Raw genomic sequence first — 17,718 nt, 5'->3', positions numbered from 1 at the left:
GACTTCAAGGAACACTTATTCATGACCGATGCCATCCGTTACGAAATCGGCCAGGACCGGATCGTCGTCCTGACCCTGGACATGCCGGGCCAGAGCGCCAACACCATGAACGCGGTGTACCGTGAGGCCATGGCCGCCTGCGTCGCCCGTTTGCAGGCAGAAAAGGACTCGATTGCCGGTGTGATCATCACCTCGGCCAAGCACACCTTCTTCGCGGGTGGTGACCTCAACGAACTGGTCAAGGTCGGCAAGTCCGAGGCCAAGGCTTTCTACGACAGGGTCCTGCTGCTCAAGGCGCAACTGCGTGCCTTGGAAAGCTTGGGCAAGCCCGTAGTGGCAGCCATCAATGGCGCTGCCCTCGGCGGTGGTTGGGAAATCTGCCTGGCCTGCCATCATCGTGTGGCGTTGGACTTGCCATCGGTGCAGCTCGGTCTGCCGGAGGTCACTCTTGGCTTGTTGCCGGGCGGTGGCGGGGTGGTGCGGATGGTGCGCCTGCTCGGTTTGGAAAATGCCTTGCCGTATCTGCTCGAGGGTAAGAAGATCAATGCGCAACAAGCGCTGCAGACCGGTTTGATCGATGAGCTGGCCCGGGATCGGGATGAACTGCTGGCCAAGTCCCGGGCCTGGATTCTTGCCAACCCCAGCGTCGTGCAACCCTGGGATGCAAAGGGCTATCGACTGCCGGGCGGCACGCCGTCCGACCCGAAAATCGGGCAAATGTTGGCGATCGCCCCCTCGATCTTGCGTAACAAGACCCAGGGCTGTTTGCCGGCTCCGGAGAAAATCCTCTGCGTAGCGGTGGAGGGGGCCCAGGTTGATTTCGACACCGCCCACCTGATCGAAACCCGCTACTTCACCGAACTGGCCACCGGCCAGGTGGCGAAGAACCTGATCGGTACCTTCTGGTTCCAGCTCAACGAGATCAAGGCCGGCGGCTCTCGCCCACAGGGTTTTGCGCCTTATCTGACGAAAAAAGTCGGCGTGCTCGGCGCGGGCATGATGGGGGCGGGTATTGCCTATGTCAGTGCTGTGGCCGGCGTTGCCGTGGTACTCAAGGATGTCGACCTGGCAGCCGCCGAGAAGGGCAAGGCCCGTTCGGCGGCGTTGCTGGATAAAAAAGTCGCCCGTGGCCAACTCACCGCCGAGCAGCGCGAAGCTACGTTGGCGCGGATTCGCACCACCGACAGCGACGCGGACCTGGCCGGTTGCGACCTGATCATTGAAGCGGTGTTTGAAGATCGCGCCCTGAAAGCCAGCGTGTCGGCCGCCGCCCAGGTAGTGGTGGGACATGATGCGGTGATCGCCTCCAACACCTCGACCTTGCCGATCACCGGCCTGGCCATGGCCGTGCCGGACCCGACGAAGTTCATTGGTCTGCACTTTTTCAGCCCGGTGGAAAAAATGCCCTTGGTGGAGATCATCAAGGGCATGCGCACCAGTGACGAGACCCTGGCCCGGGGTTTTGATTTTGTCCTGCAGATCAACAAGACGCCGATTGTGGTCAACGACAGCCGCGGCTTCTTTACGTCCCGGGTATTCGGCACCTTTACCAACGAGGGCATCGCCATGCTCGGCGAGGGCGTGAGTGCGCCGATGATCGAGACCGAAGCGCGCAAGGCCGGGATGCCAGTCGGGCCTCTGGCGATCTCTGACGAAGTTTCCCTCAGCCTGATGAGCCATATCCGCGCGCAAACCGCCAAGGACCTGCGTGCAGAAGGGAAAAGGCCGATGGAGCATCCGGCGTTCGCCGTAATTGATTTGCTGCTCAACGAATACAAACGCCCCGGCAAGGCCGCTGGCGCCGGTTTCTATGATTATCCGGCCAATGGGCAAAAGTACTTGTGGCCGCTGCTCAAGAGCCGCTTCGAGAAAGCCGGTGGGCAGATTTCCCCCCAGGATATCCGTGACCGTCTGCTGTTCATCCAGGCCCTGGAAACCGTGCGCTGCATGGAGGAGGGCGTACTGACGTCGACGGCCGATGCCAACGTCGGCTCGATCTTCGGCATCGGCTTCGCGGCCTGGACCGGCGGTGCGCTGCAATTCATCAATCAATACGGCTTGCAGGACTTTGTCGGCCGCGCCCAGTATCTGGCTGAGCAATACGGCGAGCGCTTCTCACCGCCGACCCTGTTGTTGGAGAAAGCCGCCAGGCATGAACTTTTCTGACAGACCCGGGGAGGGGCTTGCCTTGGAACCGTGTTTCAGGGCAGGCTCTGGGGTGTGCAATATTCCCATCATCGTGTCAGGTATTTTTTATGTCGCTACGCATCTGCATTCTGGAAACCGATATCCTGCGTCCGGAACTGGTCGACCAATATCAGGGTTACGGGCAGATGTTCCAGCGTCTGTTTTCACAGCAGCCCATTGCGGCCGAATTCGTCGTATACAACGTGATGGAGGGGCATTACCCCAGAGATGACGAGCAGTTCGACGCTTATCTGGTGACCGGCAGCAAGGCGGACTCCTTCGGCACCGATCCGTGGATTCAAACCCTCAAGACCTACTTGCTGGAGCGCTACCAGCGCGGCGATAAATTGCTGGGCGTGTGCTTTGGTCATCAATTGTTGGCGTTGTTGCTGGGCGGCAAGACTGAACGCGCCACCCAAGGCTGGGGTGTCGGCACCCATCGCTACAAACTCGCCGCCAAGGCGCCTTGGATGAGCCCGGTGATGGAAGAACTGACCTTGCTGATCAGCCATCAGGACCAGGTCACCGAACTGCCCGAAAGCGCGACCGTCATCGCCTCCAGCGATTTCTGCCCGTTCGCCGCCTACCACATCAACGACCAGGTGCTGTGCTTCCAGGGCCATCCGGAATTCATCCACGATTACTCCCGGGCCTTGCTGGAGATTCGCCAGCAACACCTCGGCGAGCAGATCTACAGCCAGGGCGTGGCGAGCCTCGCCCATGAGCACCATGGCACCACGGTGGCGGAGTGGATGATGCGTTTCGTTGCTCACAAGCCACAGGCCGAAGCCACCCAAGGCTGAAGATCACCACTATCTAATGTGGGAGCGAGCCTGCTCGCGATAGCGGTGGATCAGTTGGCGATTCTGTTGGATGTGCCATCGTCATCGCGAGCAAGCTCGCTCCCACAGTTGTTTCGGATTGGGAGTTACCTTTTGTGGGAGCGAGCCTGCTCGCGATGAATCCCACACAAATCCCATTGTTTGCCTACAACCACCCCGATCGCTTGAAGCTCCACCACAACGAGGAGCATCCCACCGCAATGACCCCCAGCACGGCAAAATAGCCGTATTGCCAACTCAACTCCGGCATGTCCTGGAAGTTCATCCCATAGATCCCGGCCACGGCCGTGGGAAACGCCAGGATCGCCGCCCAAGCCGCGAACTTGCGCTGCACTACGCTCTGGCGCGACGCTTCGAGCAGCACGCCGACTTCGATGGTCTGGCTGGCGATGTCGGCCAGGGTCGCCAGGTCTTCCATTTGCCGCGTGACATGAATCTGTACATCGCGGAAATACGGGCTCATGTTCTTGTCGATGAAGGGGAAGTCCAACCTCTGCAACTCTTCACTGATCTCCACCATCGGCGCCGCGTAGCGACGCAGGCGCAACACGTCGCGGCGCAAGCTGTGCAGGTTCTGGATATCCCGCTCGTTAAGGGAGCTGCACATGACGTTGCGCTCTAGCTCATCGATCTCGGCGTGAATGGCTTCTCCCATGGGCTGGTAGTTTTCAATCACGAAATCGAGGATGGCGTAGAGGACGAAATCTTCCCCGTGTTTCAGCAAGAGAGGACGTGCCTCACAGCGTTGCCGGACGTGGGCGTAGGACGCTGAGTGCCCGTTGCGAGCCGTGATGATGTAACCCTTGCCAGCAAAGATATGGGTTTCGATGAACTGCAGCTTGCCGTCCTTGCGTATCGGTGAATACGTGACAATAAACAGCGCATCGCCAAAGGTCTCCAGCTTGGGCCGGCTGTGTTTTTCCATGGCGTCTTCGATCGCCAATTCATGCAGGTTGAATTGACGCTGCAGGTTGGTCAGCTCCAGGGCGCTGGGTTCTTCGAGACCGATCCACACAAAATGACCAGGTTTGGCAGCCCAGGCACTGCCTTCGTCGAGGGTAATATTGGTGACTTTCTTTCCGGCGCTGTAGACCGCAGCAGCAACGACTCTACCCATAATGGTGGTTCACTTCTTATTGGAAAATGGCAGTGACAGAGAGCGTCCAGCTTAACGCGCCCTGTAGTTTGAGAGTCAGCAAAATCCGCGGAGTTCGGCGGTAAAAGAAAACCCGCCGAGAGGCGGGTTTTCCATTCAGGCGGCTTGCAACTGCCGGTCCATTGTCGCGATGCACTCGCGCATCTGCTCACGGCATTGGGCGATGAGCCGGGGCATGTCATCCATGCTCAACCCGGCTGTAGGAATTGCCGGCAATGAGCGTATGAGGATGTCACCGCTGCGCCAGCGATTGAGGCGCATATGCTTGATGTAGCTGCTGACGCACACCGGAATAATCGGTACCCCGGCGGCTATTGCCATCTGGAATGCGCCTTTCTTGAACGGCAGCAGGTCCTCGCCCAGATTGCGCGTGCCTTCCGGGAAAACCCAGATCGAGGTGTCCTCATGCTGCAAGGTATGGGTGGTGGTCAGCATCGACTTTCGCGCCTTGATCGCGTTGCCGCGGTCGATCAAGACGTTGCCCGCCAGCCAGAACAATTGCCCGAACAGTGGCACCCATTTCAGGCTCTTCTTGCCGATGCACACGGTCCGGCGCGGCACCACGTTGCCGAACATGAACAGGTCATAGTTGGATTGGTGGTTGGCGATGATGACGCAGCCGTTGGGCTTGTCCACCAGCGTGTCGACCTGCGCCCGGACCCGCAAACGCAAAATGCACATCGCCGGCAATGCGTACAACCTTGCGCATAAACGGCTGTTGTCCGGATTGAACGGCCGGCACAGGCCCAGAATCACCCCGAGCACGCCAGCCAGGACAAAATGCAGGCCCATCAACGACATACGCAATACAAACAGCATCTACAGGCCCCATCGGGACAAAAGGTGGCGCAGTGTACGGATGTGCACTGTTTTCGGCAATTGCCCCTATAGAGGTAGGAAATGGACGATGTTTAAGCGCATGTTTCCACATGGCGCGACAGAAGCGGCCTAGAGCGGTTGCGGACTTCTAAACGGGGCGTGTAGGAAAAATGCCCAGTGCTGAGGGTTTAAGGAAGGTCACTACCCCGTGGCGAGGGAGCTTGCTCCCGCTGGGCTGCGCAGCAGCCCCAAAACCACACGCCGCAGTGCATCATGAAAAAGCGGCATGCAGTTTTTTACGACTACGGCGCAGCCGAGCGGGAGCAAGCTCCCTCGCCACGGTGATCCGTGTAAGCCTTGAGTGACCAGGGAGCGTCAGCCCATATGCTCCTGATCCAGCAAAATCGCGCTGTCCAGCGTTTCCAGCAGGGCCTTGCGAACCTTCAGCTTGGTGTTCTTGTGGGCGGTCATGTTGATTTTCTTCAACTGACGCGCCGCTTCCAGGGCTGCGCCCTGCAGTTCTTCGGCCGACACCACTTTGTCGAGGAAACCGGCATCCACCGCGCTCTGCGGGTTGAACATCTCGGCATTGATCACCGAGCGATGAAACGCCGACTTGCGCAGGCGATCACGGGCCAGCTCGATACCGGCGTGGTGCATGGTCATGCCGATCTGCACTTCGTTCAGGCCGATGCTGAATGGTCCTTCCACACCGATGCGGTAGTCCGCCGACAGCAGCAGGAACGCACCCTTGGCCACAGCATGCCCGGGGCACGCGACAACGACAGGGAAGGGGTGCGACAACAGGCGACGGGCCAGCGTCGAGCCAGCGGTGACCAGGCTCACCGCTTCCTTGGGACCGGCGGTCATCACTTTCAGATCGTAACCACCGGACAAAATCCCCGGCTGCCCGGTAATGATCACCACCGCCCGATCCGCCGTCGCCTGGTCCAGCGCAGCGTTGAACGCGGCAATCACATCCGGCGAGATGGCATTGACCTTGCCGTTGTTCAAGGTCAGGGTCGCGATACCGTCTTCGAGATGGTAGGCAATCAAGTCGCTCATGACGCTATTCCTTGTAAGAGAAGTGACGCCGACGTTACCCACCGTCGCAGGCCAGGTAAAGCGCCGTGACTGACTCACCGGTCAGCCCAAGGCCCTACAAACAACCTGGCCCGCCCAACCGGCCATGCCTTCATCTATAGTGCAGTGCAGACACAAACCCAGAGATTGGCCGATTTGCCATGCTCCGAGGCGTTTGAAATGCCCGACCACCTTAACCACATGAAAATTCTGAAAAAAACCTTTGCCATCGGAAAAGCTTTCGACTACATTAGCGCGCCTCGACAGACTGAACAGTTTGCCGAGATACGGTGAAGTGTCCGAGTGGCTTAAGGAGCACGCCTGGAAAGTGTGTATACAGGAAACTGTATCGAGAGTTCGAATCTCTCCTTCACCGCCACATTCTGCAAACACAAACCCCTGATTTTCCTAGAGAAAGTCGGGGGTTTGTGGTTTTTGGCGTCTGAAAAAGGGCGATATGGGAACAATATGGGACCACGAGGTGTTTTTCTTGATGAAGCGCCATCCCAAGTCAATGGTCGTTATGCCTGCAATGGTTGGAGCACCGCCAAACAGTATCAGGCAACCCCGCAGCAGTATTGAGCACGGACTTCTAGGCGCAAGCCGTTAAGGTACTCTTGAAGAGACTCCTATCAACGGGCGTGAGAGAAGATCATGACTATATGGATGAGTTCGGCGATGCGCCTTCAGGCTGCCGCACTGTGTTTGTTATTTTCAATCAGCGCAGTTAACGCGTCGGAAACAATGACACAAGACGCCAATGCACATCAGGTGCGCCAAGCCTTCACGAACTGGCAACAAGGCAAAGGCACTGTGTTCGATCTGCTGGCGCCTGACGCTGTATGGACTGTTGCCGGATCAAGCCCGGTGTCTGTTGTATATAACAGCAAGACCGATTTAATGGAGCGGGCCGTTAAGCCGATCAGCGCTCGGCTGGCCAGCCCTATCTCTCCCACCGTCCAAAGCATTATTGCCGAGGACGATGTCGTGGTCGTTCTATGGAACGGCAAGGCCACAGCCCTGGATCAAAGGCCCTACAACAACACCTACCTCTGGCACATGACTTTCAAGGACGGCCGGGTCACTGAAGTAACCGCCTTTCTGGATACCTACGTACTGGACGATCTTTTGCGTCGTGTAAAACCTGTTCGGCAATAAATAACGCTATGTTCCCGACATTCCAGGCACATCCATGTTTATCTTGCGCCAGGCCGCTTCGGAAAAGCTGTAGACCGAAAACGCGATCAGCCCCAACGCCATGACCATTAAAACCACGCCACCGGCCGGCAGGTTTTGCAGTGCATCGAGGGCGTCTTTCATGCCGGGTGGGTCCATGGCTTTATAAGTCGAGCCACTGATGATGAGCAGCACGGCGATTTCAATGAAGACGACGCCACGGGCGATTAGACCGAAGCGCGACACCGGGCGCACATACCGCATGACGTCCTCGTCAGCTTCGAAGTACTTCTCGAACGACGCCTTCCAGCCCTTGATGATGTGAGCAATGCCGACGCCAAACGGTATCAGTGCAATGAGGTAAATCAGCACATTCGAGTGATCCCAGGACAACAGGCGCGCCAGTAGGTCCTGGGTTTGATCGCCGCCTGAGCCGCCTGAGCTTTTGAGGCCACTGATCAGCAAACCCAACGCAAAAAATGCCAGCGCGCCGTTGATCAAACCTCCCGCCAACAAGCCTGCCCGAATCACCAAGCCTTTGGGTTCTTTACCGTGATGATCGACATCACGGGTTGCCTGCAACACCCGCCATCCGGCGAAGGCAAGTAGACCCATCACCACCAGGCCGACTAAAGCATGGCCGAATGGCTGGCTTAACAATACTTCCAGACTGCTGTGGCTATCTTTCGATTTGCTCGAGTCTTGCGCCGCCAGCAAGGCGAAGATGCCGATGATCAGGTAAATAACGCCTCGAGCGGCATAACCGCCGCGCGCAAGTAAAACCAGGCTTTGGTGGGGGGACATAGGCTTGAATTCCGGATAGGTCATACAGGAGCAGACCTATGGCGTTGTGCGGGGTTCTATTGGCATTTCCATGGAGCCGTTCGCTTTTCCACACAGCGCAACCCAAAAGCGACGCTTGATCCAGGAATAAAAACCGGAAATGGCTAGTCTTTTCTGAACTCAAACGCCACTTACCCAGAGGTTTCACTAACGCTCTGCCGAACATAATAATTGTCGAACTCACTGCTTTCGACGAATTGGAAACCGTGGCGGATATAAAAGCGATTCGAAGCGCTTTCTTTAAGGGCGCCAACCCTTATCGGGAGCGCGGCCGCATCCGCTTCCTTGAAAATATGGTCGAGGACAGCAGAGCCTGTTCCTGACCCTTGCGAATCTGGTTTCACATACAAGTGGTCAAGCAAAAGCTCATTGTTGTGATGCTTGACCACAACGAATCCAACCCTCTCTCCCGACACCTCTATGTGGCGCGTGTTGCGAGGTTCGAAACCACTAAGGAACCGCTCGCGTGCGCGTATTGGATCAAATCGTCCCACACGCTCCAGACTTTCGCGCATGGCCTCGATTCGAACACTCACCAGAGCGTCCGCGTCGCTTTGTTGAGCAGGGACCAAAATGACGGGAGAGTTTTGATTGGGTTTGTGGGGCATTATTCACGCTCTGTTTTTCGTCCGGGAAGCCAGTATAGATAACCTGACGATGCCGGTTCATGGCGTGGAATGCAGCTAGCCATTGTTCAACGGCAACTGCGGACTGTCCGGATTCAGTTGCTGGCGCCTGAACTGCCCCGGCGGCTGGCCATGTATCTGGCGAAAGCGCCGGGAGAAGTAAGCTTCGTCGGCAAACCCGCACAACCTCGCCACTTCACCCACCGGGCGCGTGCCGTTGAGCAGGTAATTGCGCGCCGCGTGCATTCGACGTTCAAGTACCAGCTCGGTGAAGGTCTTGCCGATTTCCTTGCGCAGCCAGTGAGTCAGGTACGTGGGGGACAAGTACGTCGCCGCTGCCACCTTGATCAGGTTGAGGTCGGGGTCGGCGATGTTCTTGCGCAGGTATTCGGACATCCGGCCCAGGGCATCGCGCCGGCTGACTTCGGCGGCGTTCTCTTCGGCCAGGCGCTTGAGCGGCTCGGCATATAGGGCGCAGACGCTGCCGATCAGTTGCAGCAACAAGCCCTTGAGCATCTCGCGGGTGCCGAACTGGCGGTTCTCGTCCAGTACTCGCATCTGTTCGATCAGGGCGCAGACTTTGGCGAAGTCCTCATCGCCCAGAATGAAGTCCAGGTGTTCCTGGAAGCGGAACGGCGAAAGTTCGGGCGCCAGCAGAATCGAGACTTCTTCCAGGTCCATTGGGTCGCACTGCAAATGCGGCAGAAGAAAGGTCTGGGAAAAATTGATCACCATGAAATTGCTCTCGGCCGGGTGCGGGATCACATGCACGCGGTGGGGCAGGATGAAGGCCAGGGTGTTGCGTGGAAACGGGCGCTCGACGTTACCAATGTGCTGCACGGTGTCGCCGCCGAGGTTGATCTGGATCTGGAAGTACTCGTGGCGATGGGGGCTGGTTTCGGCGCGCCGGCCCTTTTTGTCGCGGATGTAAAAGTCCGTCAATTCGCTGCGTTGCTGCATGACGTAGGTAGGGACTCGGCTCGGTGTTGACATCTCCTGGGAATCCTCTACAGGTGCATGGCGACGACTATGAAGCGGATTGTGACGGTGCATCTGGCCGACTTTCAAGAACTTATACGATGATGAGGCGCTGTGAGTGAATTTTCGCAGTCCTGAGGGAGAAGGGCGGCTGTCCAAAAACGATAAGCCACTGGATCTATAGTTTTTTCTTTAAAAACATATGGTTAGATTTAATTAAAAAGAGGATGAAAAAAACAGCAGATTTGATTTTTTTGGACAGGTTCCTCCGACGCTGTTTTTACGGGGAAAAATGATCTAACGCCTTGGTTGATTTTGGATGGTTGTACGACCACTGTTGAGGCCACGCAACCCGACCTTATCCAAAAACAAATCCAAAGGTGCGCACATCATGAAGCTATTTCGATTCCTCGCTGATCCTCCCGGCACCTCCCTCGACAGATCCTGTTGCAGAGCGTTTTCGAACATCTGACATCGGCTGTCCACGCCTCTCATTCCAGTAGCGATTGTTTTGCCCCGGCATCGAGGGCAATGGCTTCGGCTGCTCGTAGACATTTCGACTCTTCTAACAATAACGAGGTTTTTCATGTCGAATTCCCACACCTCCCAGGCCACCGCCGCGCCGGTGATTGCCGGCGCCCGGGACGCCATAGTGCCGCAGCGGCTGCCATCGCGTCGGCGTTGGTTCATGCTGTCGTTGCTGCTGATCGCAACGATCATCAACTACATCGACCGGGTAAACATCTCGATTGCCGCACCATTCCTCGCCAAGGACCTGGGCCTGGACAAGATCGAAATGGGCCTGATTTTTTCTGCATTTGCCTGGACCTACGCCATTGCGCTGGTGCCCGCCGGGTTCATCGCCGATCGCTTTGGTTCTCGCTTCACCTACGGGGTGTCGCTGATCAGTTGGTCGACCGTTACCGTGTGCCAAGGCTTGGCCACAGGGTTCGCTTCGCTGTTCGGCCTGCGCCTGGCGGTCGGCGCGATGGAAGCGCCGGCGTTCCCGGCCAACAGCCGTGCGGTCACGGTGTGGTTCCCGGCGCGTGAGCGGGGCCTGGCCAGCAGCATTTACGTCTGCGGCCAGTACCTGGGCACGGCGCTGTTTACCGGCGCGCTGCTTTGGTTGGCGACCACCTACGACTGGCGCCATGTGTTCTACAGCACCGGCGCACTCGGCATCGTTTTCGGTGTGGCCTGGCTGTTCCTGTATCGCGACCCGTTGAACTGCAAGAAAGTCAGCAAGGAAGAACTCAAGTACATCGAAGCCGGGGGCGGGCTGGTCAAGAGCAGTCAAGAGCGCACGCGGTTCAACTGGCGGCAGATCGCCGAGCTGTTCAGCTATCGGCAGGTCTGGGCGATTTGCATCGGTAAGTTCGCCAGCACGTCGGCGCTGTACTTCTTTCTCACCTGGTTCCCCACGTACCTGATCGAAGAGCGTCAACTGACCATGATCAAGGCCGGGATCTTCGCCGTGCTGCCGTTCGTGGGCGCGACGGTGGGCATCCTGCTCGCCGGGATCGTCTCCGACCTGCTGATCCGTCGCGGCTATTCGCTGTCTTTTGCCCGCAAGTTGCCGCTGGTGGTCGGCTCGATGCTGGGCATGTCCATCGTGCTGGTGAATTTCACCGATTCCAACGTGATCTGCATCGCCGTGCTGACAATTGCCTTCTTTGCCCAGGGCATCGCTTCGTCCTCGTGGGCGGCGGTGTCGGAAGTGGCGCCCAAGGAACTGATCGGACTGACCGGCGGGATCACCAGCCTGGCGGCCAACATCGGCGGCATCGTCACCCCCATCGTGATTGGCGCAATCGTCCACAAGACCGGTTCATTTGCCTTGGCCTTCTGGTTCATCGGCGGTGTGGCGCTGGTCGGCACCTTGTCCTATTCGTTGCTGCTCGGCCGCTTGTATCGCATTGAGCTCAAGGCGCGCTGAACCCGGAAAAAACCGTTTTTCTCCAACACGAGGCGGCATTCCTCCAACTTCGCCGCGGATTGCCGCCGTACGCTGACGCTTCCAACAGGACTTTTATCAGGATGAACATGCTCGAGTATGTCTTTACCCCGGACCTGCCAGTGACCTTGCCGGTTGTCGGCACCCAACAGCGTTTTCCCGTCGGCCGGGTCTTTTGCGTCGGTCGCAACTACCCTTGGCCTGATACCCAGGGTGAGTCCCGGGTGCCACCGGTGTTTTTCATGAAACCTGCCAGCAGCGTGGTGGAGGCGGTCGGCGAAGTGGCGTTTCCATCGGTGACCGAGGAGTTTGTCCACGAAATCGAACTGGTCGTGGCCATCGGCGAGGGCGGCGCTCATATCCCGGAAAGCCAGGCGCTGGCCTATGTCTGGGGTTATGCCGCCGGCCTGGATCTGACCCGGCGTGACGTCCAGCGCATGGCCAAGCGCAACGGTTTGCCGTGGGAGGGCGCCAAGGTGTTCGACGGCGCCGCGCCAATGACCGCCATCGTGCCGGTCTCGCGGGCGGGGCACCCCGAAGGCGAGTTGTGGCTGAACGTGAACGGCGAAGAGCGCCAGCGCGACAGCCTCGATAGTCAGATCTGGTCGGTCAGTGAAGTCATCGCCCGCATCTCCCAGTCGGTGGCGCTGCGGGCCGGCGACCTGATCATGACCGGCAGCCCGGCCGGCGTCGATGTGCTACAGCCGGGCGATGTCATCAGCGCCGGCATCGACGGCATCGGTCAACTGGAAATGCGCGTTGGTCCGCGACCTTGAGTCCGCGTTTGTCTTACTGATTTCGAGAGGGGAGAACCCACATGTCCAACACATTGAAAGTGGCCTTGGTGACCGGTGCCGGCAGCGGGATTGGCCGTGCGGTGGCCCTGGGCCTGATGGAAGACGGCTACACGCTGGTATTGGCCGGCCGCCGTCCAGAACCGTTGCAAGCATTGGCCGAATTGGCGGCCAGCCAGGGCCGCGAAGCCTTGGCGGTGCCCACCGATGTGCGTGATCCGGCCAGTGTCGATGGGTTGTTTGCAACCATCGCCGAGGTCTACGGACGCCTCGACGTGGTGTTCAACAACGCCGGGGTCAACGCGCCTGCCGTGCCGCTGGATGAGCTGACGTTCGAGCAGTGGCGAAACGTGATCGACACCAACCTCAACGGTGTCTTCCTCTGCGCCCGTGGCGCCTTCGGCCTGATGCGCCGACAACAGCCCCAGGGTGGACGGATCATCAACAACGGTTCGATTTCGGCCCACACTCCGCGGCCATTCAGCAGTGCCTACACCGCCAGTAAACACGCAGTGCTGGGGCTGACCAAATCCCTGGCCCTGGACGGGCGTGAATACAACATTGCCTGCAGCCAGATCGACATCGGCAACGCCCTCACCGAAATGTCGGTGCGCATGACCAAAGGCGTACGCCAGGCCAACGGCACCATCGCTGTGGAGCCGATGGTGGACGTCAAGCACGTGGCCGACGCGGTGCGCTACATCGCCGGCCTGCCGTTGTCGGCCAACGTTTTGAACATGACAGTCATGGCCACGGCCATGCCGTTTGCCGGTCGCGGTTGAGCCGGCGTGCTGTTCATTTGAGGACGCGCATCCGTGGCGAGGGAGGTTGTTCCTGCTTGAGCGCGAAGCGCTCAAAAAGAAGTGGGGCCGCTGCGCAGCCCAGCGGGAGCGAGCTCCCTCGCCACATTGGTTCGAGCACGTCTTGATTGCGCTTGAATCAGTTTTTTCCTATTTCGTTACGAGGTCTACATGAAGCCAGAAGTCTTGCAGCTCAGCCCGATTCTGATCCCTGAAATCAACGCCCGGCTCAACGAATTGTTCACGGTGCGGCGCTATTTCGAACAGGCCGACAAACAAGCCTATCTACAAGAGCACGGTGCCAATATTCGTGGCGTGATCACTGGCGGGCACACCGGCATCAGCCAGGTGCTCATGGCACAACTGCCCAAGCTGGAAGTGGTGGCGGTCAACGGCGTCGGTACCGATGCCGTTGACCTGGCCTACGCCAGGGATCGCGGAATCCGCGTGACCGCCACCATTGGCGCGCTGACCGAAGACGTTGCCGACCTGGCCATCGGCTTATTGATTGCCGTGTGCCGCGGCCTCTGCACCAGTGATCGCTACGTGCGCTCCGGCCAATGGCCCCAGAGCCCGACGCCATTGGCCCCACTGCCATTGGCCCGCCAAGTATCCGGCATGCGCATCGGCATCGTCGGCATGGGCCGGGTCGGTCGCGCCGTGGCAACCCGCGCTGCCGCGTTCGGTTGTCCGATCAGCTACACCGACCTGCAGCCCATGAGCGACGTGAACCACACCTACGTCGCCGACCTCAAGCAACTGGCCCGCGACAGCGACGCCCTGATCCTCGCGGCCGCCGCCGACAAGGCCGAAGCCATCATCGATGCCGAGGTGCTGCGCGCCTTGGGCAAGGGTGGGTACCTGATCAACGTGGCTCGGGGCAAACTGGTCAACGAGGCTGATCTGGTGGCGGCGCTGACTTCTGGTGACATTGCCGGCGCGGCGCTGGATGTGTTTGTCGATGAGCCGCATGTGCCCGAGGCATTGTTCGGCAGTGAGCAGGTGGTGCTGCAACCGCACCGCGCGAGTGCGACGTTGCAGACCCGCACGCGGATGGGGGAGATGGTGGTGGCGAGTCTGGTGGATAGTTTTGCCGGGAAGGTGCCGTTGGGGTGTGTGACGGGTTGAACGGGTGCCTCTTCAGGGAAGCTTGAAGGGGCGATGCATCGCGTCAGTCATATCCGGGTGGGAGCCGCGTCGCGACCTGGCTCCAACACCTGACAATCTCCTTGGCAATGCTGCCGCGGCCTTTCCTGGGCTCAATCCCATCGCTTGCACTGAGGTGCTCCAGCAGCCACTCATCCGTCCATCCCGCCCATTCACCCGCAACGGACCTGAGGTTGGCTTCGAGCACCGGGAATACTTCATTCCACAGGATGCTGTGGATTTCCTTTGGCGAATAATCGGTTTCAACGACCACGCGAGCGATGTAATCGTAGGTCAACTCGTCGATCTCGGTATCCAGGAAGAGAGATGAAAGGGCTTGCCAGATTTTCAGGCGGGTCGGGTCGACAGGGTTCATGTTTTTGTCTCGGGATGTGTAGGTGATAACCCGTATGGCCCAATGCTGCCGGCCCAATCGTCTGCTTGCCACAGTATGAGTCCAGTTGCCGCCAATAAACCGTAGTTGTGAAAAAACACAACCAGAGTACCATCGGCTCAAAGACAAGGACGCCCATGGATATACTCACGCCATCACGTTTTGACGACGCTGCGATTTTGTACCCAAACGACAAGGCCGGGCTTGATCGTTGCCTGCGCATTTTGAAGATGGCTCGCCCCAAGGCGTTCGCGGACCTGCAAAAGCTTTTCGGTACGCACGGTGTCGACTTGTTCAAGCCCAGAGCCGTAATGAATTGGGTGGTGATCGACGTAGGTGGCAATAACCTCAGGGTGATAGGCGGAGTCAACTACGCCCGGCAGAAGTTCTACGTCAAACACATCTACACGCATGCCGATTACGACGTTGCCAATGTCTGGTATGCAAGAAACAAAGGGGTAAGACGATGAGCGCAGCCCGGAACGACTTTCAAACCGTGATCGCAACGCTTGGCGAACTACACGCCGTACTGGATCGCCTGCGCGGTGAGTTTGTGCATGGCATCAAGACCCCTGCCGACTATGAGCGTGCGACCGATTTGCTCGATGAGCTCACCGACGGGCGCGAACTGAGCAAGACCGAGGAGAGAGTTCTCGTTGAACTCGAGGATGAAATCCTGGCCTACCAGCGCGACTCCGACCAGTTTCGCGAATCGAATGCTGCTTTTGAGGCGACCTGCACGCCTGTGCAATTGATCAAGGATCTGATGGAGACGCACGGGCTCACGGGTTCAGACCTTCCTGAAATCGGCGATAAGACGGCAGTGTCCAAGGTCCTCAATGGCGATCGGCCTATCAGCCACAAGATGGCGTACGCGCTGGCAGAGCGGTTTGCGATGGAGCCGAGTGCTTTCTTGACCGCAGGCCCGGCAGAGGCGGCTCATATCGAAACTGTTCGTCTTCCCGTCAGGAAAACCTCAACGTATGACCGTTTTCGCAGTGACTCCATGGTTGCACATTCAGTGGAAGAGGCCGGCGCCGGTGAATACAAAGTGATGGCTTCGAAGGCCCGCAGAAAGACAGTCAAAGAGCCAGACAAGGAGTAGGGCAATCGTCTGCTGATCAAGGGGCAGGGTCGCTTGTCGATCCACGGGAATTGAGGATGATCCGCACCCCCATGATCACTCCCACAAGCACAGCCGCAAGACCTGACATCTCCAGAAGTGTCGGCAGCCGACCATGAAACCACAAGCCAAGTAGCGTCGCGAACAGCGACTCCAGGGCGATCAATTGTCCGGAAAGCACCATGGGCAAACGCCGGGACGCGGCGTTCCAGGCCCAGGCCCCGACAACGGATGACATCAGCGCAATCACGAAACCCCAGAGATATAAATCCCCCGCAACGGAGACACCAAAACCCAGGCTCGGCAGTTTGAGCAGGTCGAGCGTTTGTACCGCCGGTAACAAGCACAAGGTACCGATTCCGGCGCCAGCCATCATCAGGCCCGTCCATGCGCCTGCCGCGTGGGGTGGCAGCGTTAGCAGGGCGCGCTGGTTCAACCAACTGAAGGCGAGCCACAGGAGCACGGCACCGATTGAAAACAACAAGCCCATCAGCCACGAGCCATCGCTTGCAACGGGTTGATGGATGGCGCCGAGATTCGATAGCAGCAAACCAACCGTCAAGAAAACCAGTGGGATCGCCAGCTTTCGCCATTGGAGGGTCTTGGTCGTGGCGTTGCCCAGCAGTGCCAGCAAGACCGGCACCATTCCAATGAAGGCTGGGGTCAGCACCGGCCCGCCGAAGATGATGCCGGCGGCGATGCAGGCGCTATAGCCAAGGTAGCCGATCACGCCCAGGCCGGCGGCCAGAAGCACTTGATCGCGGCGCAGGAGCCGAAGTTGGGCGCGATAGAGCAGCACGACACCCAGCCCCAGCGTGCCGGCGATCAGGAACCGGACGATCATCAAGTCATAGATCGTGTAGGCGCCGGTGACGTAGGGCGCAATGAAGTTCAACGCCCAGCTCAGCGTCGCGACGACTGCGAGGGCCAATCCGGCGATGAGGTTTGAGTGGGGCTTCACTGTCACGCGGATTCCCCGTCAAACCACCAATGAACGTCGACTTTAAAGGGGGTACCTCGGAGTTTTTTGTCGCTGAGGGTAAGTTGTCGCAAGGTGATGTCCTTATGCGGTTCAATGGGGCTGAGCGCATCCAGTGTAGGCCGCGAAGTGACATGATTGGATGTGCAACCTGGTTTTTCCGACATCCGTTCTGCAGGTCAACGAGTAATTTCGATAGGGAAGTTCCCCTGGACGTAAAACGTTAGAAAAGGAATTCATCTTGGAAGCCATCCCCACGTTCCAAACCCACCGCCTCATCCTCACCCCACTTGAACTGACGGATGCGCCGGCGATTCAACGGTTATTTCCACACTGGGAAGTGGTCCGTTACCTGGATAGGCGCGTGCCCTGGCCTTACCCGGATGACGGTGCGTTGACGTACGTGCGCGACCATGCGCTCCGCGCGATTGCAGCCGGACGCGAGTGGCATTGGATGATCCGTCTTGCCGAAAATCCGGCACAGAGCATCGGCAGCATCAGCCTGTACGACCAGCCCGGCAACAACCGGGGTTTCTGGCTGGCGCCGCAATGGCAGGGGAAAGGCTACATGAGCGAAGCGTGCGAGACGATCAACGCCTATTGGTTTGAAACGCTGGAGCGTCCCGTCATGCAGGTCCCCAAGGCGGTGGGCAATGATGCTTCGCGCAGGATTTCGGAGCGCGAAGGCATGCGCATGATCGGGACGCAGCAGGGGGACTTTGTCTGTGGGACATTGCTCAAGGAAGTTTGGGAAATGACGCGTGAGGGATGGCTTAAAGCGAAAGCTTTATCGAACACCTGATTCCCACGTCGTCCAG

The 17,718-nt window shown here is 58.5% G+C and carries 18 protein-coding genes and 1 tRNA gene; 11 read left to right on the top strand and 8 right to left on the bottom strand.

Annotated features, from left to right (window positions below):
* Window positions 1-21 precede the first annotated feature (21 nt).
* Complete coding sequence (locus PSH86_RS21640; RefSeq protein ID WP_305484816.1) at window positions 22-2,166, top strand: 3-hydroxyacyl-CoA dehydrogenase NAD-binding domain-containing protein; 2,145 nt, start codon at window positions 22-24, stop codon at window positions 2,164-2,166.
* An 89-nt stretch (window positions 2,167-2,255) separates the two neighbouring features.
* Entirely contained in the window at window positions 2,256-2,990 is a 735-nt protein-coding gene (locus PSH86_RS21635; protein ID WP_305484814.1) for an amidotransferase, read from the top strand.
* Between the two features lie 184 nt (window positions 2,991-3,174).
* Here PSH86_RS21635 and PSH86_RS21630 read toward each other — a convergent pair whose 3' ends face one another.
* The 3 genes from PSH86_RS21630 to PSH86_RS21620 all read right to left on the bottom strand — a co-directional run bounded on the left by PSH86_RS21630 (window position 3,175) and on the right by PSH86_RS21620 (window position 6,069).
* Window positions 3,175-4,146: a magnesium and cobalt transport protein CorA gene (locus tag PSH86_RS21630; RefSeq protein ID WP_092204682.1), complete on the bottom strand. Its 972-nt coding sequence runs from the start codon at window positions 4,144-4,146 to the stop codon at window positions 3,175-3,177.
* A gap of 135 nt (window positions 4,147-4,281) precedes the next feature.
* Window positions 4,282-5,004 carry a 1-acylglycerol-3-phosphate O-acyltransferase gene (locus PSH86_RS21625; RefSeq protein WP_109754347.1) on the bottom strand — a complete coding sequence of 241 codons (723 nt, stop codon included), beginning with the start codon at window positions 5,002-5,004 and terminating at the stop codon, window positions 4,282-4,284.
* Window positions 5,005-5,379: 375 nt separating this feature from the next.
* Window positions 5,380-6,069 (bottom strand): crotonase/enoyl-CoA hydratase family protein, encoded by a 690-nt coding sequence (locus tag PSH86_RS21620; RefSeq protein ID WP_109754346.1) that lies wholly within the window; start codon window positions 6,067-6,069, stop codon window positions 5,380-5,382.
* Between the two features lie 307 nt (window positions 6,070-6,376).
* Between PSH86_RS21620 and PSH86_RS21615 the strand changes: the two genes are divergently transcribed.
* Both PSH86_RS21615 and PSH86_RS21610 read left to right on the top strand, forming a co-directional pair.
* Window positions 6,377-6,466, top strand: a tRNA-Ser gene (locus PSH86_RS21615).
* Between the two features lie 275 nt (window positions 6,467-6,741).
* On the top strand, window positions 6,742-7,245 hold the full coding sequence (locus PSH86_RS21610) for a nuclear transport factor 2 family protein (RefSeq protein WP_232200305.1): 504 nt from the start codon (window positions 6,742-6,744) through the stop codon (window positions 7,243-7,245).
* Window positions 7,246-7,251: 6 nt separating this feature from the next.
* On the opposite strand, the gene PSH86_RS21605 is transcribed toward PSH86_RS21610, so the two are convergent.
* From PSH86_RS21605 to PSH86_RS21595, 3 genes are all read right to left on the bottom strand, one after another.
* Window positions 7,252-8,067 carry a DUF1206 domain-containing protein gene (locus tag PSH86_RS21605; protein WP_249016500.1) on the bottom strand — a complete coding sequence of 272 codons (816 nt, stop codon included), beginning with the start codon at window positions 8,065-8,067 and terminating at the stop codon, window positions 7,252-7,254.
* Between the two features lie 170 nt (window positions 8,068-8,237).
* Entirely contained in the window at window positions 8,238-8,714 is a 477-nt protein-coding gene (locus tag PSH86_RS21600) for a GNAT family N-acetyltransferase (protein ID WP_116833129.1), read from the bottom strand.
* Window positions 8,715-8,789: 75 nt separating this feature from the next.
* On the bottom strand, window positions 8,790-9,725 hold the full coding sequence (locus PSH86_RS21595) for an AraC family transcriptional regulator (RefSeq protein ID WP_116833128.1): 936 nt from the start codon (window positions 9,723-9,725) through the stop codon (window positions 8,790-8,792).
* 571 nt (window positions 9,726-10,296) lie between these two features.
* Here PSH86_RS21595 and PSH86_RS21590 point away from each other — a divergent pair.
* The 4 genes from PSH86_RS21590 to PSH86_RS21575 all read left to right on the top strand — a co-directional run bounded on the left by PSH86_RS21590 (window position 10,297) and on the right by PSH86_RS21575 (window position 14,386).
* Window positions 10,297-11,646: an MFS transporter gene (locus PSH86_RS21590; RefSeq protein WP_109754298.1), complete on the top strand. Its 1,350-nt coding sequence runs from the start codon at window positions 10,297-10,299 to the stop codon at window positions 11,644-11,646.
* A 101-nt stretch (window positions 11,647-11,747) separates the two neighbouring features.
* Window positions 11,748-12,440, top strand: coding sequence for a fumarylacetoacetate hydrolase family protein (locus PSH86_RS21585; protein ID WP_109754297.1), 693 nt, complete (start codon window positions 11,748-11,750; stop codon window positions 12,438-12,440).
* A 41-nt stretch (window positions 12,441-12,481) separates the two neighbouring features.
* Complete coding sequence (locus tag PSH86_RS21580; protein WP_109754296.1) at window positions 12,482-13,240, top strand: SDR family oxidoreductase; 759 nt, start codon at window positions 12,482-12,484, stop codon at window positions 13,238-13,240.
* Window positions 13,241-13,429: 189 nt separating this feature from the next.
* Window positions 13,430-14,386 (top strand): 2-hydroxyacid dehydrogenase, encoded by a 957-nt coding sequence (locus PSH86_RS21575; RefSeq protein ID WP_305484807.1) that lies wholly within the window; start codon window positions 13,430-13,432, stop codon window positions 14,384-14,386.
* 43 nt (window positions 14,387-14,429) lie between these two features.
* On the opposite strand, the gene PSH86_RS21570 is transcribed toward PSH86_RS21575, so the two are convergent.
* Entirely contained in the window at window positions 14,430-14,780 is a 351-nt protein-coding gene (locus tag PSH86_RS21570) for a hypothetical protein (RefSeq protein ID WP_109754294.1), read from the bottom strand.
* A 155-nt stretch (window positions 14,781-14,935) separates the two neighbouring features.
* On the opposite strand from PSH86_RS21570, the gene PSH86_RS21565 reads away from it, so the two are divergent.
* Both PSH86_RS21565 and PSH86_RS21560 read left to right on the top strand, forming a co-directional pair.
* A complete protein-coding gene (locus tag PSH86_RS21565; RefSeq protein ID WP_109754293.1) occupies window positions 14,936-15,268 on the top strand; it encodes a type II toxin-antitoxin system HigB family toxin in 333 nt (110 codons plus the stop codon).
* On the top strand, window positions 15,265-15,903 hold the full coding sequence (locus tag PSH86_RS21560) for a type II toxin-antitoxin system HigA family antitoxin (RefSeq protein ID WP_109754292.1): 639 nt from the start codon (window positions 15,265-15,267) through the stop codon (window positions 15,901-15,903). The genes PSH86_RS21565 and PSH86_RS21560 overlap by 4 nt, the downstream gene beginning before the upstream one ends.
* A 16-nt stretch (window positions 15,904-15,919) precedes the next feature.
* On the opposite strand, the gene PSH86_RS21555 is transcribed toward PSH86_RS21560, so the two are convergent.
* Complete coding sequence (locus PSH86_RS21555) at window positions 15,920-16,888, bottom strand: DMT family transporter (RefSeq protein ID WP_109754291.1); 969 nt, start codon at window positions 16,886-16,888, stop codon at window positions 15,920-15,922.
* Window positions 16,889-17,141: 253 nt separating this feature from the next.
* Between PSH86_RS21555 and PSH86_RS21550 the strand changes: the two genes are divergently transcribed.
* Window positions 17,142-17,702, top strand: coding sequence for a GNAT family N-acetyltransferase (locus tag PSH86_RS21550; protein WP_305484804.1), 561 nt, complete (start codon window positions 17,142-17,144; stop codon window positions 17,700-17,702).
* Window positions 17,703-17,718 lie beyond the last annotated feature (16 nt).

Origin of the sequence: Pseudomonas sp. FP2300, assembly GCF_030687595.1 — a bacterium.
GTDB classification, from domain to species: Bacteria; Pseudomonadota; Gammaproteobacteria; order Pseudomonadales; family Pseudomonadaceae; genus Aquipseudomonas; species Aquipseudomonas bijieensis.
This window is presented reverse-complemented; position numbering and strand designations above follow the sequence as displayed.

What these genes read in the sequence shown, in the direction of transcription:
- PSH86_RS21640 (WP_305484816.1), top strand. Translation starts at nt 22, where the DNA reads ATGACCGATGCCATCCGTTACGAAATCGGCCAGGACCGGATCGTCGTC.
- PSH86_RS21635 (WP_305484814.1), top strand. Translation starts at nt 2,256, where the DNA reads ATGTCGCTACGCATCTGCATTCTGGAAACCGATATCCTGCGTCCGGAA.
- PSH86_RS21630 (WP_092204682.1), bottom strand. Translation starts at nt 4,146, where the DNA reads ATGGGTAGAGTCGTTGCTGCTGCGGTCTACAGCGCCGGAAAGAAAGTC.
- PSH86_RS21625 (WP_109754347.1), bottom strand. Translation starts at nt 5,004, where the DNA reads ATGCTGTTTGTATTGCGTATGTCGTTGATGGGCCTGCATTTTGTCCTG.
- PSH86_RS21620 (WP_109754346.1), bottom strand. Translation starts at nt 6,069, where the DNA reads ATGAGCGACTTGATTGCCTACCATCTCGAAGACGGTATCGCGACCCTG.
- PSH86_RS21610 (WP_232200305.1), top strand. Translation starts at nt 6,742, where the DNA reads ATGACTATATGGATGAGTTCGGCGATGCGCCTTCAGGCTGCCGCACTG.
- PSH86_RS21605 (WP_249016500.1), bottom strand. Translation starts at nt 8,067, where the DNA reads ATGTCCCCCCACCAAAGCCTGGTTTTACTTGCGCGCGGCGGTTATGCC.
- PSH86_RS21600 (WP_116833129.1), bottom strand. Translation starts at nt 8,714, where the DNA reads ATGCCCCACAAACCCAATCAAAACTCTCCCGTCATTTTGGTCCCTGCT.
- PSH86_RS21595 (WP_116833128.1), bottom strand. Translation starts at nt 9,725, where the DNA reads ATGTCAACACCGAGCCGAGTCCCTACCTACGTCATGCAGCAACGCAGC.
- PSH86_RS21590 (WP_109754298.1), top strand. Translation starts at nt 10,297, where the DNA reads ATGTCGAATTCCCACACCTCCCAGGCCACCGCCGCGCCGGTGATTGCC.
- PSH86_RS21585 (WP_109754297.1), top strand. Translation starts at nt 11,748, where the DNA reads ATGAACATGCTCGAGTATGTCTTTACCCCGGACCTGCCAGTGACCTTG.
- PSH86_RS21580 (WP_109754296.1), top strand. Translation starts at nt 12,482, where the DNA reads ATGTCCAACACATTGAAAGTGGCCTTGGTGACCGGTGCCGGCAGCGGG.
- PSH86_RS21575 (WP_305484807.1), top strand. Translation starts at nt 13,430, where the DNA reads ATGAAGCCAGAAGTCTTGCAGCTCAGCCCGATTCTGATCCCTGAAATC.
- PSH86_RS21570 (WP_109754294.1), bottom strand. Translation starts at nt 14,780, where the DNA reads ATGAACCCTGTCGACCCGACCCGCCTGAAAATCTGGCAAGCCCTTTCA.
- PSH86_RS21565 (WP_109754293.1), top strand. Translation starts at nt 14,936, where the DNA reads ATGGATATACTCACGCCATCACGTTTTGACGACGCTGCGATTTTGTAC.
- PSH86_RS21560 (WP_109754292.1), top strand. Translation starts at nt 15,265, where the DNA reads ATGAGCGCAGCCCGGAACGACTTTCAAACCGTGATCGCAACGCTTGGC.